Origin of the sequence: Paenibacillus forsythiae T98 (assembly GCF_000520735.1) — a bacterium.
In the GTDB taxonomy this organism is placed as follows: Bacteria; Bacillota; Bacilli; order Paenibacillales; family Paenibacillaceae; genus Paenibacillus_AQ; species Paenibacillus_AQ forsythiae.
In genome coordinates this window covers 1-16,893 of sequence record NZ_ASSC01000028.1, presented here as the reverse complement: position 1 = coordinate 16,893, position 16,893 = coordinate 1, and the positions used below count along the sequence as shown (strand labels likewise).

16 protein-coding genes are annotated in these 16,893 nt (G+C 55.5%); all 16 read right to left on the bottom strand.

The window, feature by feature from the left end; genetic code table 11:
* Positions 1 to 725 precede the first annotated feature (725 nt).
* The gene (locus L692_RS0101205) at positions 726 to 1,178 is read right to left on the bottom strand and encodes an IDEAL domain-containing protein (protein ID WP_025696453.1); all 453 of its coding nucleotides are present in this window, start codon (positions 1,176 to 1,178) and stop codon (positions 726 to 728) included.
* Between the two features lie 383 nt (positions 1,179 to 1,561).
* Positions 1,562 to 3,391, bottom strand: a complete 1,830-nt coding sequence (locus L692_RS0101200) for an adenine deaminase (RefSeq protein WP_025696451.1) — start codon at positions 3,389 to 3,391, stop codon at positions 1,562 to 1,564.
* A 173-nt stretch (positions 3,392 to 3,564) separates the two neighbouring features.
* Complete coding sequence (locus L692_RS0101195; RefSeq protein WP_025696449.1) at positions 3,565 to 4,791, bottom strand: pyridoxal-phosphate-dependent aminotransferase family protein; 1,227 nt, start codon at positions 4,789 to 4,791, stop codon at positions 3,565 to 3,567.
* Positions 4,788 to 6,077, bottom strand: a complete 1,290-nt coding sequence (locus L692_RS0101190; RefSeq protein WP_025696447.1) for a Zn-dependent hydrolase — start codon at positions 6,075 to 6,077, stop codon at positions 4,788 to 4,790. The genes L692_RS0101195 and L692_RS0101190 overlap by 4 nt, the downstream gene beginning before the upstream one ends.
* Complete coding sequence (gene allB, locus L692_RS0101185; protein ID WP_025696445.1) at positions 6,074 to 7,468, bottom strand: allantoinase AllB; 1,395 nt, start codon at positions 7,466 to 7,468, stop codon at positions 6,074 to 6,076. Before allB ends, L692_RS0101190 begins: the two co-directional genes overlap by 4 nt.
* A gap of 53 nt (positions 7,469 to 7,521) precedes the next feature.
* Positions 7,522 to 7,905 (bottom strand): hydroxyisourate hydrolase, encoded by a 384-nt coding sequence (gene uraH / locus L692_RS0101180; RefSeq protein WP_025696444.1) that lies wholly within the window; start codon positions 7,903 to 7,905, stop codon positions 7,522 to 7,524.
* Entirely contained in the window at positions 7,902 to 8,147 is a 246-nt protein-coding gene (locus tag L692_RS0101175) for a hypothetical protein (RefSeq protein ID WP_025696442.1), read from the bottom strand. Before L692_RS0101175 ends, uraH begins: the two co-directional genes overlap by 4 nt.
* A 43-nt stretch (positions 8,148 to 8,190) precedes the next feature.
* Positions 8,191 to 8,706, bottom strand: a complete 516-nt coding sequence (uraD, locus tag L692_RS0101170) for a 2-oxo-4-hydroxy-4-carboxy-5-ureidoimidazoline decarboxylase (protein WP_025696439.1) — start codon at positions 8,704 to 8,706, stop codon at positions 8,191 to 8,193.
* Between the two features lie 195 nt (positions 8,707 to 8,901).
* On the bottom strand, positions 8,902 to 9,051 hold the full coding sequence (locus tag L692_RS31580; RefSeq protein ID WP_156940270.1) for a hypothetical protein: 150 nt from the start codon (positions 9,049 to 9,051) through the stop codon (positions 8,902 to 8,904).
* A gap of 34 nt (positions 9,052 to 9,085) precedes the next feature.
* Positions 9,086 to 10,015, bottom strand: coding sequence for an ABC transporter permease (locus tag L692_RS0101165; RefSeq protein ID WP_025696437.1), 930 nt, complete (start codon positions 10,013 to 10,015; stop codon positions 9,086 to 9,088).
* Positions 10,016 to 10,037: 22 nt separating this feature from the next.
* Positions 10,038 to 11,153 (bottom strand): ABC transporter permease, encoded by a 1,116-nt coding sequence (locus L692_RS0101160; RefSeq protein WP_025696436.1) that lies wholly within the window; start codon positions 11,151 to 11,153, stop codon positions 10,038 to 10,040.
* Entirely contained in the window at positions 11,150 to 12,682 is a 1,533-nt protein-coding gene (locus L692_RS0101155; RefSeq protein ID WP_025696433.1) for an ABC transporter ATP-binding protein, read from the bottom strand. The genes L692_RS0101160 and L692_RS0101155 overlap by 4 nt, the downstream gene beginning before the upstream one ends.
* Positions 12,683 to 12,794: 112 nt before the next feature.
* Positions 12,795 to 13,958: a BMP family ABC transporter substrate-binding protein gene (locus L692_RS0101150; RefSeq protein ID WP_025696431.1), complete on the bottom strand. Its 1,164-nt coding sequence runs from the start codon at positions 13,956 to 13,958 to the stop codon at positions 12,795 to 12,797.
* 258 nt (positions 13,959 to 14,216) lie between these two features.
* On the bottom strand, positions 14,217 to 14,861 hold the full coding sequence (locus L692_RS0101145) for an NTP transferase domain-containing protein (RefSeq protein WP_025696429.1): 645 nt from the start codon (positions 14,859 to 14,861) through the stop codon (positions 14,217 to 14,219).
* Complete coding sequence (locus tag L692_RS0101140; protein ID WP_025696428.1) at positions 14,821 to 15,816, bottom strand: XdhC family protein; 996 nt, start codon at positions 15,814 to 15,816, stop codon at positions 14,821 to 14,823. Before L692_RS0101140 ends, L692_RS0101145 begins: the two co-directional genes overlap by 41 nt.
* Before the next feature lie 35 nt (positions 15,817 to 15,851).
* A partial coding sequence (locus tag L692_RS0101135; protein WP_025696427.1) for a PucR family transcriptional regulator occupies positions 15,852 to 16,893 on the bottom strand: 1,042 nt, incomplete at its 5' end.

Sequence of the window (16,893 nt, the reverse complement as noted above, 5' to 3'; positions counted from 1 at the left end):
GGGTTCACCTCAAGAAAAGTATACCACAAAACAATAGATAGGTCTGTGAAATCTAACATCCCCATAGCTAAAGCGAGGGGGTTTACGTCGCAAACTATAAGGAAACCTTACAGCGATTTTTCAATAGTGAATATGCTGCAAAAGATCTGGATTTTTCCGGAGAATTCACACATATGAACCCGAATCGACCTGAACTACTCTATAACTTTGAATATATTGACTATAACCAATTCAACCAAATCAGACAGACTATGGGTGGGGCCCTTGCTATTGAAATGACTCGCCAATCTTTTTTCAAATGGAAGATCAAACAGGTAAGAATCATAAAAAAACTGCAAAGTTACAATTAAGATACAAAAAATTATTTCGATCCCATATGTATTATGGGCGGCTACTAGGAAATTAGCATTAGTGGTTAGTTCTACGCTTCATCCACGTACGGTGCTTCGGCAGTATAAACTAGCCTCCCAAATATCACCTTCAAGTTTCTTCATGGTGCTCTCCCTATCTTCTCCGCATCCCGGGCAATATTCTTCCCTCTCCCACGCTTCCAGTATAATGTCCGCCGCCGCAACTGCCACATTGGAGGCATGTATTTGGCATGGAATTAACTCCTTAAAAACAAAGGACCGCCTCTATCAATCCACAATCCGCGTTGTTGATTGATAGAGACGGTCCGCTTCAGACGGTAAATAACCGGCAGATGTCTATATGATGCACGGCGCTCAGGCGCTCAACTCTTTATATTTTTCAGAAAGCTCTTCGAACCATTGTCTGTCCTGCAGCGCCAGCGCAAAATCGATCAGTTCGGCGATTTCGTTCTTTCCAAGGTCCGGCTTGTCGTTAAAGTTAACTTCTGCTACGGCATTGGCTTCGACCATTGCTCCAGCGGAGAAATCGAACGAGAACTCCAGATCAATGTCACTTTCCAGATACTCATTCCGGAGAAAATACAGTATTTCACACATTAAAACCGGCCTAACCTGATCTTCAAAAACGCAGTCCATGACCTTTGCCCAATAGTGACGGTTGGTCAGATGAAGCTTGTCATCATTCAAGAGACTCTTCTCACCCTGAAAATCATTGACAAATCTCAGCTCAAGCGGCTCCATCTTAAAGATACTGGCGATTTGCTTCTTGGCGATACTCACAATCTCATTCGTTTCCAATCTAATCATCTCTTGTTCCCCCATCCTTCAAAATTTGATTTGGGCTTTACGCTAGGCTTAGAACAGTAGACCATCACATCAGCAGATTATTCATTGATTGTTATATCGTCTTCGGGTTGCCCTTAATTAATATTATATTAGCATCTTTTCTGAAAAAATGTTTCATCTCCATTCAATTTGGTTAATGATTTTAGGCCCAAAACGCTCAATTTTCATTTAAAATTCAAATTTTAAAAATATATATGTAAAATATTATTAATTATAGGATTACAATCCATTTGATAGAAGGTTGTTTTACTCCTATGAAACAGCAAAACATCCGCTGTGCCATTATGGACAACGGATGTTTTGCTGTTGGGCGCATCAGGATAAGCCAGCCTGGCCGCCAGGCTTTATACAGTTGCGTTGATGCTCTCCCCGCAGAACAGCGGCACCAGTTGAATGCCATCCTCCGGCGTAATCCGCACCAGTCCCTTGTCGGAAAGGCGAAGGGTCGGAATAACCGCAAGCGCGAGCAGCGACAGGGTCATAAAGGCATAGTTGAGGGTGCAGCCCGCATTGTACAGCGCCTTGCTGATCGCGGCCGATTGGGCGGCGGCGACTTCAAACGGTTCGGCGGACATCAGCCCGGCAATGGCGAGCGGGAACAGAGTCGTCCCGGCCCCGGTAATGACGGCAACTCCGCCCTGGGCGTCGGCAACGGCGTTGACCGCCACCGCCATAAGCTCGTCGTCGCTGCCGATTACAAGCACATTATGGCTGTCATGCGCCACGGTCATGGCAATGGCCGCAGGCTCATGGAAGCCGACTCCCTCCACTACTCCAACCGATATATTTCCCGTTCCTTTATGGCGCTCCAGCACGGCAATTTTGCATAATTCGTCTCCTACCTGAAGCTTTCCTTCCAACACGGGCAGGGACAGAATGCGTTCCATCGTCTCCACGTGATTTTCCAGCACCTTGATTACCCGAGTGCTCACATTGCCGGACTCCACAGGCGCCTTAATGATGAAATCTGCGGCAGTCGGGCGCTTCGGCAGATGCACGGAAGACAGCACCTCCTGAGGATAGGCAAAAGAAGGCAGGGATACGGTCATGACTCCATTCTCGGCCACCACGGTCCCGGCGGCAATCGTCATCACAACGTTGACGTCGGCCAGATTGCCGTCCAGCAGAATGATGTCGGCGATATTGCCCGGAGTAATGGAGCCGATATCGCGGGCAACACCGAAGCGTTCGGCGGTGTTGATCGTCGCCATCTGGAAGGCGGTCACCGGCTTCACCCCCTGGGCAATGGCATGCCGGACCACGAAGTCCATATGGCCTTCGTCCCGCAGCGATTCCGAGCTGCGGTCGTCGGTGACGAGCATCATCCGTCTCGGATCGAGTCCATGCTCGGTATGCGCCGTAATCGTCTTGGCGACATCATGCCAGGCGGAGCCGCGGCGCATCTTGGCGTACATGCCCAGCCGCACGCGCTCGATCACATCCTCGGCGGTGACGCATTCATGATCGCCGGTTACTCCGGCCGCCGCGTAGACAGGCAGTCTCCAGTCGCTCGCGGGCCAGGTGAAATGCCCGTCGACCTGACCGCCGGCGCGAAGGGTCGCCTGAATTTCACCGAGCATTTTATCGTCGCCGTAGACAACGCCGGGGAAATTCATCACTTCACCGAGCGCGATAACATCGTCTCCCCAGGTAAAAGCCTCCGCCACTTCCTCCGGCCCGATCGCCGCCCCGGTCGTTTCGAATTCGGGACCCGCCGAAGGGACGCAGGAGGCGACCTGCATGTATGCGGCAAGCGGCGTCGTCCGCATCTCGTCCAGCATCAGCTTGATCCCCTTCAGTCCGAATACATTGGCGATTTCATGAGCGTCGAAGAAGCCGCCGGTCGTTCCGAGGGGAAGCACCGCGCGCGCGAATTCGGTGACAGTCAGCTGCGTGCTCTCGATATGGCAATGCCCGTCGAGCAGGCCGGGAGCGATATATTTTCCCGCCGCGTCAACGACCTTGGTATTTTCGCCAATCATATGCGATACATCCTTGCCAACATAGGCGATGCGCCCTTCCTGAATGCCGACGGACATGCCGTCCAGTATTTCGCCGGAGCACACATTGACCAGTTTGCCGCCGGTAATCACCAGCGTTGCCGGCATGTCGCCGCGCGCCGTAGCTACAAGCGCCGGAACGCAGTCGGCGAGAGGTTTTCTTTCAAAGACCATATTTATACGCTCCCTTCGCACACAATAGTTAACCGCAGCGATCTTCGCCAAGCGGCAGTTTAAGAAAAAACGGCTCTGCCTTCCCCGCGGGTCCGGTAGCCGTTTTTTTCCGAGGCTTCATCCGGAAGGTATGCCTCCCGAATGTCTTGCCTGGTTCGTTTCTCAAAATTATCCTATTTCTGCTCGTAGATATCAAGCGCCGCCTGAACGCCAAGTCCGGCGGGCAGCGGATGGGCGTGGCGGAGCAGAGCAGCCTCCAATGCCCCAAGCACCCGCAGCACATTGTTCCCTCGGCAGCTGAAGCCCATGGTTCCGATCCGCCAGATTTTCCCCTTGAGCGGTCCGAAGGAGCTGGCGATTTCAATACCGAAGCTGTCCAGCAGCATGGAGCGTACCGATTCCCCGTCGACTCCGTCCGGGATTACTATGCAGGTTACCATCGGCATTTTGCAGTCCGGGTCGCCGTACAGCTGAAGCCCCATCGCCTCGATCCCGGCGACAAGCGCACGCTCGTGCAGACGGTGTCTGGCAAATCGGGCCTCAAGCCCCTCTTCCAGTACAAGCCGCAGACCTTCACGGAGCGCGTACAGCATGGAGGTCATTTCCGTATGATGGTTCAGCCGCAAGGGACTCCAGTAGTCCTGCAGCATTCCGAGATCGAAATAATTGCTGCGAACGACAGCGATATCTTCGTCTCCGGCGTCGGCGGTGCGCAGTCCGCGCTCCACCCGCTTGCGCGACATGATCTTGTCTTCGGCGCGCTTGTTGTACGTAATCGGAGCCATCCCGGACGGAACGGACAGGCATTTCTGTGTGCCGCCGATCACGGCGTCAAGCTGCCAGGCGTCCGTCTCGACAGGCACGCCGCCGATGGTCGCCACCGCATCGACAATCAGCAGGGCGTCCATTTCCCGGCAAGCCTGCCCGATTCCTTCGAGCGGCTGCAACCGGCCGGTGGACGTCTCGCCGTGAACCATTGCGACCACATGGGGCTTCACCCTGCGCATCTCGGCAATGATCTCCTCCTGAGCGAAGACTGTCCCCCACTCGGTCTCAATCGTATGCACCTCCGCGCCGCAGCGCTCGGCGATTTCATGCAGCAAATGACCGAAGCGGCCGTAAATCGGAATCAGCACGCGGTCTCCCGGAGCGATCAGGCTGACCATGGCCGCCTCAATACCCGAACGGGAAGTGCCGTCCACGGGAAAGGCCCACTGATTATTTGTGGCGAACAGCTCCCGCAGCATCCCCATCGTTTCATTCATAATGTCGGTAAACTCGGGATCGAACTGACCCAACACCGGATAAGACATCGCCCGCAGCACGCGCGGGTCAACCTCCACCGGTCCCGGAGTCATAATGCACCGCAGTGACGGTGACAAGTCTTCGAACCGCTTCATGTCCATCTCTCCTTCGTGTTTTGCGGCACAAGACCGTCTTCATCCGTTTCTTCATATCCCAGCTTATATAATAGCGCGATCAGAACCTCAAGTCCGGCTGCCAGTTCCTCCGGCGGAGTATATTCCTCTGGAGAATGGCTGATGCCACCCTGGCTCGGCACGAAAATCATCGCGGTCTTGCACCGGGGCGCAAAGAGCTGGGCATCATGACCCGCCCCGCTGACCATCGCCCTGTATGTCCTGCCCTGCTGATGGCATATCGCCTCAAGCTCGGCCCTCAGCCCGCTGTCCATCGGCGCAGGCGAGGCGCTGAGACGGAGCGCCATGCCCAGAGCAACGTTCCGGCGTTCTGCTATTTCCTCAAACGCGGACACAACCGATGCGCAGAACGCCTCCAGCTCATCCTCCCGGCTGTGGCGAACGTCCAGCGTGAACGCCACTTCGCCGGGAATCACATTTGGCGTATTCGGGGTTACAACCAGCCGCCCCGTGGTGGCTACCAGCGGATCTCCCGCTTCCGCCGCAAGGCGCTCCATCTGCAGCATCATCTCAGCCGCAGCGGCGAGAGCGTCGCGGCGCAGGCCCATCGGAGTCGTTCCGGCATGATTGGCCGTACCCTTGACGGTCACGGCAAACCGCCGCTGTCCGACAATCGCCGACACAACGCCGATCTGCATCCCCGTCCGCTCCAGTACAATCCCCTGCTCGATATGAAGCTCTACATACGCGGAAATGTCGCTTCTCGGCGCACTCGGCTCTTTATCGCCCAGGCCGCAGCTCTTCATCCCTTCCAGGAGAGTAACGCCCTCGCTATCCTTGCAGTCTTCCGCTTCGCTGCCGTCGTACAGTCCGGTCACATTGCCCGAACCCCAAAAGGTCAGCGGAAACCGGCTGCCTTCCTCTTCGGCGAAGGAGACGGCCTCCAGTGTGCGCAGCGGCTGGCCGTACATGCGGTTCAGATAGCCCAGCGCTGTAAAGGCTGCCGCCACGCCATAGGCGCCATCGTATTTCCCGCCGCTTACGACGGTGTCGATATGCGAACCGATCAGTACGACTTTGCCGTCAGGGCGAGTGCCCGCAAGTCTGCCGTAGACATTGCCGACGCTGTCGGAATAAGCCTTCAGGCCGCTCTCCCCGGCCCGGTTCAGCAGATGCTGCTGAGCCATTCTCCATTCCGGCGTATACAGCAGCCGGGTAACCCCGTCTCCCGGCGCGCTGAACGCGGATAACTCTTCAAGCAGCTCCATCATTTCGGCGGTTGGAGCTTGAATATCAGGCGCGCTCATAATACCGGCTGCCCTTCATTGATTTTGATCCACTGTCCGCCATCCGGAAAGATCACGCCTTGCCCAAGGGAATAGACAAGGCTGCCACGGCAGATGGTGGAAGTTACCCTGCAGGAGAGATTCATTCCGGCATAAGGGCTATGCTTGTGGCGGTAGAGCAAATCCGAAGCGGCAAGGGCATAGGGCATATTCGGATGCAGCACCGCCAGATCGGCATCCATCCCGATAGCGATCGAGCCTTTGCGGCCAGACAGCCCGAAGCGTTCCGCCGGAAGCCCGGACAGCAGCCGTGAAATCAGTGTAACCGGAAGCTTCCGCGTGTTCACTCCTTCGTGGAACATCAGCTCCATACTGCTCTGAGCGCCGGAGATACCACCCCAGGCGTCAAAGAAGGTCAGTCCGGACGCCAGCTTCAACTCGGGAGGACAGGGCGAATGGTCGGAGGCAATGAGGTCGATCTTTCCTTCGGCCAGCGCCTTCCACAGCTTCTCGCGCTCCTCTGCGCTCCGCAGCGGCGGCGCGCATTTGGCCACTGGTCCCATTTCCTCCATATCGTCTTCCGTCAGGATCAAGTAGTGCGGGCAGGTTTCCGCCGATACATCCTGGCCGCGCAATTTGGCTTTATGAATCATTTCAATGGCCTCGGCGGTGCTGATATGGACAAAATGCAGCCGGCATCCCGTCCGCTCCCCGTACAGCAGCGCCCGGGCGACAGCCTCCATTTCCGCCTGCGCCGGACGGGATGCCGCAAAATCGCGCGCCCCCGTCCGTCCGCCGCGAACCGCTTCCGCCGCAAGCACCGCCGTCATCTCATCGCTCTCCGCATGCAGCGCCAGAATGCCGCCGAGCGAGGTGATCTTTTTCATCCCCTGGTACAGGGTCTCGTCATCAACCTCGCGAAAGCGCCCTTCGCCTTCGCCGCCCGGATTCGATATAAAGGCCTTGAAGCCCGTGACGCCCGTCGACCATAGCTCCTCCAGATTCTCCAGATTGCCGGGAACGAGTCCGCCCCACAGCACATAATCGACAGCGGAATGTCCGGCGGCCATATCGGCCTTCAGACCGAGAGCGGCCAGATTCACCGTCGGCGGGTTGCCGTTCAGCGGCATATCGGCATAGGTGGTGCAGCCTCCCGCAGCCAGCGACGCCGATCCGGTGGGAAAGCCTTCCCAGTGGCCGAACGAAGGCTCGTTAAAATGAACATGCATGTCAATCATGCCAGGCAGCACATACTGTCCGTCCGCATCGAGGACTTTAGTGTCCGCGCCGGCTTCAATCCCTGCTTCCAGGGCGACGATTTTGCCATCCGAAATGCCGATATCGAGCTTCACGACCTCCCCTGGGAGCACCGCCAGACCATTTTTAATTACCAGTTCATATGAATCGCTCACGTGCGGTTCCCTCCCGTCGTTGTCAGTTGTTAGAAAAAGGCAATTTCCGGTTGTCAGCTTCCCCGATAAGTGCTGTATCCTCCGGGTGCGAGAAGAAGCGGAACATGGTAGTGCCCTCCGCCGGTGCCAATATGGAAACGAATCGGAATCAGATCGAGAAATCCGGCAGATTCTTGTTCCCGAGGCGAGGATGCCTCAGAGATAGCTGCGTCCATTTTCCGGAAATAATCTCCGGCGTGGAACAGCAGCTCATATTCGCCAGGCTTCATGTCCGCATCCTCCAGCAATGGGGCATCCAGTCTCCCATCCGAATTTGTAGCCGCCTCGCGAAGAAGCTGACTCTCTCCGTTCTCCAGCCGCCTCAGCTGCAAGAAGACTCCGGAAGCGGGAATCCCCCGTACCAGATCGAGCACATGGGTAGTCAAACGTCCGCTCATGCAGCCACCTCCCTGTATAAATTGCGGACCAGAACGTGCGATAAATCATTGCGCGTCCCGTAAATATTGTGGAAAATATCCATAATAGCGCTTATAACGTACATATTTCGAATGATGAATCGGCCTTTAGAAGTCTGAATGACAACCGAATCATCGTGTGTATTCATAATAAATGAAAGCTCGGCTGCCAAGGCAAGCCTTGCGTTTAGTTGCCGTTGATTAATCGGCGGCGTTCTGGTCATGCATGGCCACCTGTAACAAGAATGATTTAATTGAAGGTTGTTCTTACTCCGCCAGGAGATCTTCCAGACGGAACTTCGTAATTTTACCGATTTCGAATAAGGCCCGGTTCCATTCTTCCTCAGGCGGAAGATTTACCCGCTCGCTGATGGATTCGATGATGTCGTCCTTGTTCTTCCCCCGTACGGCCAGAATGAACGGAAACTGGAATTTCTCCATATATTTCTTGTTCAGATCATTTAGCAATTCGAATTCACTTGAGGTCAGCCGGTCCAGGCCCGCCCCTTTTTGCTCAGCAGCCGATAGCGGAGTTACCTGAAGTCTCGTCGCCAGATCGGGATGAGCTTGCAACAGCGACAAAGTCTTTTCCCTGCCAGCGCTTCGGGCGGCTTCCAGCATCGCTTCGTGCAGCTGTCCAACCGATCCGAAGGGACGGGAAGCATAAGCCAATTCGGCAACCCAAGGCGAGTGCTCAAAAATACCTCCAAGCGTCTCCACAAACTCTTCCTTGCCCATTTCATTTACCTCTGACAGCGTAAGCGGTGAAGCAGGGGTTTCCATAATGATCCCACTCCTTTTTCAATTGCTGTGTTTACGGCCTGTATAGCGCCGCAATGAAACCCGCCTTCAGTTTCCATATACGTATGCATCTGCCGGGGGGATAGTACGTCTCTCTGCGGCATAAGCGCATTCTGTCAAAATAGCCGCCGGATTGCCTTTGCGGTATGCGAAATGATGCATTACATTGCCCCCAGGTTACGCAGCACCGGAGCGGCGATGCAGCACATCGCCCCCAAGCGGCGGGAGCGCTTTTCCAGGTATTATACAGGCTGGAGAGCCGATGAACGGCAGACGTCCATAAAGGCCCGTTACGCACAGCTCCCCATTGCCTCTCTCCCGGTTCACAGCTCCCCAACCCCTTCGAAGCGGCCTTGCCTTGCTAGAAGCGCTGCTCCCGGACGTACGGAACACCGAGCGATTCCGGCGTACCGGAAGGCTTATTGCGGTTGCGGTATCCCAAATACATCAATACGAGAATCGTTACGATGTAAGGTATCATTTTCAGGAAATACGGCGGGATGGCGCTGCCCAGCAGCTGCATCCGGAAGCCGAGCGAATCAAGCGCTCCGAAGAAGTAGGCGCACAGCAGCGCTCTTACCGGATTCCATCTGGCAAAAATAACGAGACCCACCGCGATCCAGCCTCTGCCGCCCGTAAGCCCTTCGTTCCAGGTCGGAGCGACGGTCAGAACCATATCCGCTCCCCCTAGCCCGATTAGCATAGCGCCGACAGTAACATAGCCGTAGCGGATCAGCCGCACATGAACGCCCATAACATCTGCAGTAGCCGGACTGTCACCCACGGCCCGCAGGTGCAGGCCCCAGGAGGTGCGGTGAATGAGCAAATGCAGCACAACGACCAGCACGATGCTGAACCAGGTCAAGACATCCAGGTTGCCAAAAATATCGCCAATTACCGGAATCGGCTTCAGAAAGCTCAAATCCAGCCTCGGCAAACTGCTTGGCAGCGGATTTCCGCTAATCGACTTGCCGAGATAGGCGCTCAGGCCGCTGCCGAACAATGTCATGGCAAGACCCGACATCGTCTGATTGGCGCGGAGCGTAATACTGAGGAAGGCGTGAATCAAGCCCAGCAGCGCGGTAACTCCGAGGGTCGCCAGCAGCGCAACCCCAAGATTCCCGGTACGGAGAAACACAACGCAGGTTGTGACCGCCCCCATCAGCATCAGGCCCTCGGCTCCAAGCTGAATAATGCCTGCACGTTCATTCAATATGCCTCCAAGCGTGGCCAGGAGCAGCGGCGTACCTGCGGATATGGCGGCGATTAATAACTGTGTAACAAAATCCATTTCTATTAATTCCTCCTTTGGGCTACGCTCCCCGGCGAATGCGGAAGCGGGTAACCATATCGCCGGCAATCAGGAAAAACAGGATCGCGCCCTGAAGCATTTCCGAAATGGACGACGGCAGACCGATGGTCTGTACGCTGAAACCGCCGACGATCAAGCCGCCAAACATTACCGAAGTGACGACAAGCCCTAGCGGATTCAGCTTGGCGAGCCAGGCAACGATAATAGCCGTATACCCGTAGCCCGGCGAAAGGCCCTGCATGAGCTTGTGGCTAACCCCCGACACCTCGGTCATACCGGCAAGACCCGCAAGGCCGCCGCTGATCAGCATGACAATAATAATATGGCGTTTGATGTGAATACCGGCGTATCGGGCTGCTGTCGGATTGGCTCCGATGATTCGCAGCTCATAGCCCCAGCGGGTAAAGCGGATCATCAGATAATAAATAACAACTGCGACCAGCGCCAGGATCAGGCCAATATGCAGCCGGGTTCCGCCAAGCACGGGCAGCGACTGGGCGTCGGTAAATACCGGCGAGCCGGGCATATTGAAGCCTTTGGGATCTTTCCATGGTCCAAATGTAACGTAATCAAGAGCCAGCAGCGCCACATAATTGAGCATAAGCGACGTAATCAGCTCGTTCACCCCGAAATGCGTCTTCGGAATGGCCGTGAACAGCCCCCATAAGGCGCCTGCGGCGATGCCGAAGATCAGCATCAGCAGAATCGACCAGAAGCCGGAGAGATTCGGAAAATAGATCGTAACCGCAGTTGCGGCTATGGCTCCGACCGTCAGCTGACCCTCGGCTCCGATATTCCAGACGGATATCCGGTAGGCTACGGCGATGCCGAGACCGCACAGCAGCAGCGGAATGGCCTTGACGAGCGTTTCGGTGATGCCGTAAGAGGTTCCGAAGGCACCCCTGAACATTTTGGAGTAGACGGTTACCGGGCTCATGCCGTTGGCATAGATAAAAATAGCACACAACAAGAGTGCCAGCGCCACCGACACGATCGGCGTCCACCACGGCGTGCGGATGCGGGACGAATCATATTCGAGCCGCCAAGGCAGCCTTCCTCCTGATGCCAGCTGCACAGGTTCCCGAAGCGTCCTTCCGCTTGCCTTTTCCTGGCTCATACCAAGCTCTCCTCTCTGCTCCGGATGCCCGCCATCATAAGGCCGATGCTCTCTCTATCCGCCGTCTCATGGGTCTCCTCGCCAATAATTGCTCCGTTATAAATGACTAATATCCGGTCAGACAGCTGCAGCAGCTCATCCAGATCCTCCGAAATAAGCAGCACACCGCTGCCGGAAGCGCGAAGTTCCATAAGCAGCTCATGCACTCCCGCTGTCGCGCCGACATCGAGGCCCTGCGTCGGATGAACGGCCACCATCAGCTTCGGCTGATGGGTGACTTCCCGCGCGAACAACAGCTTCTGCTGGTTGCCGCCGGACAGATGCTGGACAGGCGTATCCAGTTCCGGCGTCTTCACATCAAATTTGCGAACAAGCTCCTCGGACCATGAGCGATTCTTGGCCGCTTTCAGGAAGCCGAATTTCGAATGCTCCTCGGAACGATACGATTTGAACAGCAAATTATCGACAGATCCGAGCTTTCCAGCTAGTCCGCTCTTCATCCGGTTCTCCGGCACATGGGAGATGCCTGAATCAATCGCTCCACGTACGGAAGCCGTCTTGACAGGCGCCCCGTCAAAGACAATTTCGCCCGTACGCCATGTTCGAAGTCCGGTCAGAACCTCCGCCAATTCCTTCTGGCCATTGCCGGCCACTCCGGCGACGCCGACGATTTCGCCCTTGCACACCGTCAGCGACAGACCGTCCAGAGCCTTGCGACCATGATCGGCGTCGACGCTCAGGTTTTTTACGGCAAGCAGCTCTTCGCCCTCCGTAGCCTCGCGCTCCTGACGCTCAATCACCACTTCTCTGCCGACCATCAGACGGGCAAGCTCGCGCTCATCCGTATCCTTGGTAACCAGGGTAGCAATCATTTTACCCTTGCGCATAACCGAAATCCGGTCCGACGACGCCATGACCTCCTTCATTTTATGCGTGGTCATAATCACCGTCTTGCCTTCCTGCTTCATTCGGCGCAGTGTGCTGAACAGCCCCTCTACCTCGCCCGGCGTAAGCACCGAGGTCGGTTCATCCAGAATGATAATGTCGGCGCCGCGGTAGAGCGTCTTGACGATCTCCACCCGCTGCTGTTCCCCGACAGAAAGCTGCCATATGGGACGGTCCACCGGAAATTTCAGCCCGAAGCGTTCCGCCAACTCTTCAATTTCTTTATGTTTGCTTTTAATCCAGTTGCGTCCGCGCCAGAAAGACGATTTTTCGCCAAGCACGATATTTTCCGCCGCCGTCAAGGTCTGCACCAGTCTGAAGTTCTGAAACACCATGCCAACGCCGAGCATAGCCGCATCTTTGGGAGAACGAATCTTGGCAGGTTTGCCGTGAATCAGAATCTCTCCTTCATCCGCTCTATACACGCCCGACAGCATACTCATGACCGTGCTCTTTCCCGCCCCGTTCTCCCCAAGCAGCGCATGGATCTCGCCCGCGTTTGCCGAAAAATCGACTTGGTCGCTCGCGGTTACCGAACCGAACCGTTTCACAATTCCACGCATTTCCACCGAATATTCCTGCATATGGAACGCCTCCTTTCTCATAGTTGTAGTACGGGTGGGGAAGGTTCCTTGTTCAAGAGCCCGCCCCACCCATATGGCCTTCTTCTTATTAATGGATATCACAAAGCATGACTTATTTAGGAAGTGGTCCGATTACACCATTGACCAGCCAGTCCATGCCCAGCACCTCTTCAAGCGTAAGCGTCTTTCCTGCCGGAACTTTCTCATTGCCCTGGTTGTCGCTGATCGGACCCGTGAAGACATTCAATTCGCCGCTGATGATCTTCGCTTTGGCATCCTCTACAAGCTTCTGCACATCCTCGGGAACCTTGTTGCCGAACGGAGCCAGATCAACCATGCCGTCAGCCATATCGCCGGAATATTGCTCGTTCTTCCAGGTTCCGTCCATAACCGATTGAACAGTCTTCGTATAGTACGGTCCCCAGTTCCATACCGGGTTGGTCAAATAATTGTCAGGCGCAAATTTCTTCATGTCGGAGTCGTTGCCTCCGGCGAATGCGCCGCGCTCTTTGGCAGCCTGAATCGTAGCAGGGGAGTCCTGATACGCGAGCAGCACGTCGGCGCCTTTGTCCAGCAAGCTGATAGCCGCCTGACGCTCTGTCGTCGGATCATACCAGGTGTTTGTCCATACTACATCGACCTTGATGTCCGGATTTACGCTTTGCGCGCCGAGCGTAAACGCATTAAGGTTGTAAATGACTTCACTGATCGGGAAAGCGCCGACATAGCCCAGATGATTTTTCTTGGTCATTTTGCCTGCGGCAATACCCGTCAAATAGCTCGCTTGATAGTTCTTTCCGAAGTAAGTGCCCATGTTGTCGGCCGTCTTGAAGCCGGAAGCATGATCGAACTTGACATTCGGGAATTTCTTCGCCACGTTAAGCGTCTGTTCCATATAACCGAAGCTTGTCGTAAATACGATGTCATGGCTTTGCGCCAGCTCGGTAATGATGCGTTCGGCATCCGGTCCCTCAGGAACGTTTTCTACAATATGGGCCTCAATGCCCAATTTCTCTTCCATTTCCTTGCGTCCAAGGTCATGCTGGTAAGTATAACCGCCGTCGCCCGGAGGCCCGATGTATACGAACGCCACCTTGGGCTTGTCCCCGGATGGCTGCGCGGATGCGCCCGCCGAATCTCCCGCCGCTGCCGTAGGCTCCGAGGAAGCTCCCGTGTTTCCTCCGGCATTGTTGTTGCCGCCGCAGCCCGCAAGCACAATTGCAAGCACAAACAGCAGCATGAAGCTCAATTTGAATACCTGACCCCTTTGTTTCATTGTTTTCCTCCTCCTAAAATGTCGTGCAGCATGGAAGCTTACACAATATGAACTGGCCGTTTCCGGCCGAAGCTCCTTCATTTTTGGCCCTGGTTAATATTCTACCACTAACTATAATGGAGGCCAGAGCAGTGCGTAAATTTATATAACATACGTTTGTGCGTAACGACGAATAAGGAGGGTTTATTTTGTGCATATCGCACCAACCCTAGCCTTGAGATATCTAAAATTGTAAGGAATTCTAACATAATAAGCGATTTATATATCGTCAATGTTTCGCCTCGGGTTGTTTCCAAGCATCCATACCCGGCGAACCTCCCTGAAATCGCCTTCGGTATCGGCATCCATGAAGAATAAGGGCGAATCTCCTTCAATTACTGCGCCTTTATAATCCGGGGAACGAAATATGTATGCCGCGCCGCGATCACCGTCAAGCTGCTGGAGCGCCGGAAAGAGCGATTTGGAGAAGAGCGCCGGCGGCATTACCGTTCCGTCGCCTTTGGAAGCTACATAATCCAGAGCCGGCGAACGCCGGAAGGTCTCTATCAGACGGCCGACCTGCCCCGCCGTAATGAACGGCTGGGCTGCAAGGGCAACCACCACCGCATCCGGTTCGGCCGGCAGCACCGCGTTCAAGCCACAGCGGAGGGAGAAGGACATCCCCAGATGGGCAGACATGCAAATCTCCGTCCGCCTTGCCCCCGGGACTCCGCTCTCGGGCGGAAGCCACTCCAGCTTGTCGCCCTCCCGCACCACCACCGCCAGCGGATCAAGGCCGCAGCGTTCAAGTTCACCGAGCGCGACACTCCCGAGCGCGACGTCCTCCGACAGCATCAAGGATACCTTGGAGGTTCCCATCCGGCTACTTTGCCCCGCCGCCAGATAAATACCGGCAACTCTCAAGGTAATCCGCTCCTTTCGGCTGCTTGCGGGAACCCGATCTTCTGACCTGAATCATCTCGGCGACAATACTGACCGCTATTTCTTCCGGCCCTTCTCCCCCAATCGGCAGCCCGACAGGCGCATGCAGCGTCTCCGGCGCATCCAACCCGTCCAGCAGCATGCCTATTCTCGCTTTGGACCCAATGATGCCGATATAACATGGCTTATGCTTAATGACATGCTCTATAAATATTCGGTCCCGCTGAAGCTGATGGCTGCAGATCAGGACATAATCCCTGCTGCCGATATGAAGCTTGTCCGCGGCCTCGGCCGGAGAGCAAATTATTCTTTCCGACGCGGCAAAATCATGTCTTAAGCTGCCCTCGCGCCAGTCGGCGACAGCCACGCGAAAGCCGGCTCTGACCGCTAAATCCGCGATAGGGCGCGCATCATTTCCGGGACCGAACAGAACGAGCCGCGGTTTAGGCACAAGCAGCGTTGCAAACGAAGCCTCGCTCCAGTTGCTGGCCGCCGCCTTCTCCTGCACTGCCGCAGCCGATTCCAACGAATAGGTATATCTGCCGCCTGTCCGGCTGCGCCGCAGGATCACACTTTCACCGGATATTATGATTCCATGAGCTTCAACCAGCAAATTCCTGAGCTCGCCGGCCACAGGCTCCAGCACTACCTTAATCTTGCCGCCGCAGCCTACAGCCTCTCCCCAAGAAAAATCATCCTGAGACAGCATATCATATTCTACGGTCTCCGGCATCCCCGATTTCCACACTTCTTCGGTCCGGAGCTGCAAATCGCTTTCCAGGCATCCGGGACTCAGGCTTCCTATAGTGCCATCCTCATGAAACAGCATGATTGCTCCAGCTTTTCGGTATGAGTGCCCCTCTACGCCAATCAAGGTAGCCAGCACGGCGGGAGCTTCATCAATCTTGATGCGGTTTACAATATCGTATGTGCTCATGAACTCCCTCCTCAAACTCTTAGGTGACTTTAACTTCAGCCGCGCTCCAGCATTTTACGGAACAGGAAGGCCAGCTTCAGCCGCAACAGGTCATCCGTCTTCTTGAAATCCACATCAAGCAGCTCGCTCAGTTTCTCCATCCGGTAAGTAGCCGTATTGCGGTGGATGAACAGCTTCTTGGCCGTTTCGTTGATGTGGCCGTCATTTTCCAGAAAAGCTTCCAGCGTGTGCAGCATCTCCCTTACGTACTCCGGCTCCCGGCCGAGCAGTCCTGCCAATATGCGGCTGCAGTATTTCTGCATCATCTCTGCGGGAACCTGCTGCAGCACCATGGCCAGCTCCAGCTGGCGGTAATGCGCAACTTGCTGCCCCGCATTCCAGTACGCCGTCAAGCGCAGAGCTTCCTTCACCTCGGCAAAAGCTTCCCGGATCTCCTCCGGCTTTCCCTTCCGGCTGCTGACGGCAGCCCTTGGATAGAAGCTCTCGCCCATCTTCAGCTTGTCGAAGCAGGACTCGATAATGGCGCTAAAACGCTCCGGGGCCAGCCTTTCTCCCGAATAAATGGACAGAAGCCCTTCTTCCATCACAAGATGAAAAGCTTTCAACTTTCCAAACTCCGGATGCTGCGCGTACTCTTCTTTCAGGCGGGTCAGTTCATGCTGGCGCAGTTCTCCCGCCTCTGGCACATCGCTAAGAACAAGCTGGAACGGCGCTTGCAGCAGCCCGTAGTCCATCGCGTCTGCCGACTTCACCAGTTCGGCGCAGGACAGGTCGCCCTTCAGGTAACGGCGAAGCATCCTCCCGAACTCTCTGTGCAAGTCCTGCTCGAAATAATCCTCATCCCCGGACCGGATATGATGCGCGATAAGCTCGGCCCCCTGCACGAACAAGCTTTCTTCCATAGACAGAAGCAACGGGTCAATGGAGCAAAAGACAAGATAGCCGAAGCAATCTTCTCCCTGCAGGAGCGGAAGGCGGTAGCCCGCTTCCTCTCCAATGCGCACCTTGCGGCTCCGGTTCCCCCACGGCCATCCGCCGAGCAGCTCCCGTTCGCTGTGGGAGGAGTTGTTGAACAAA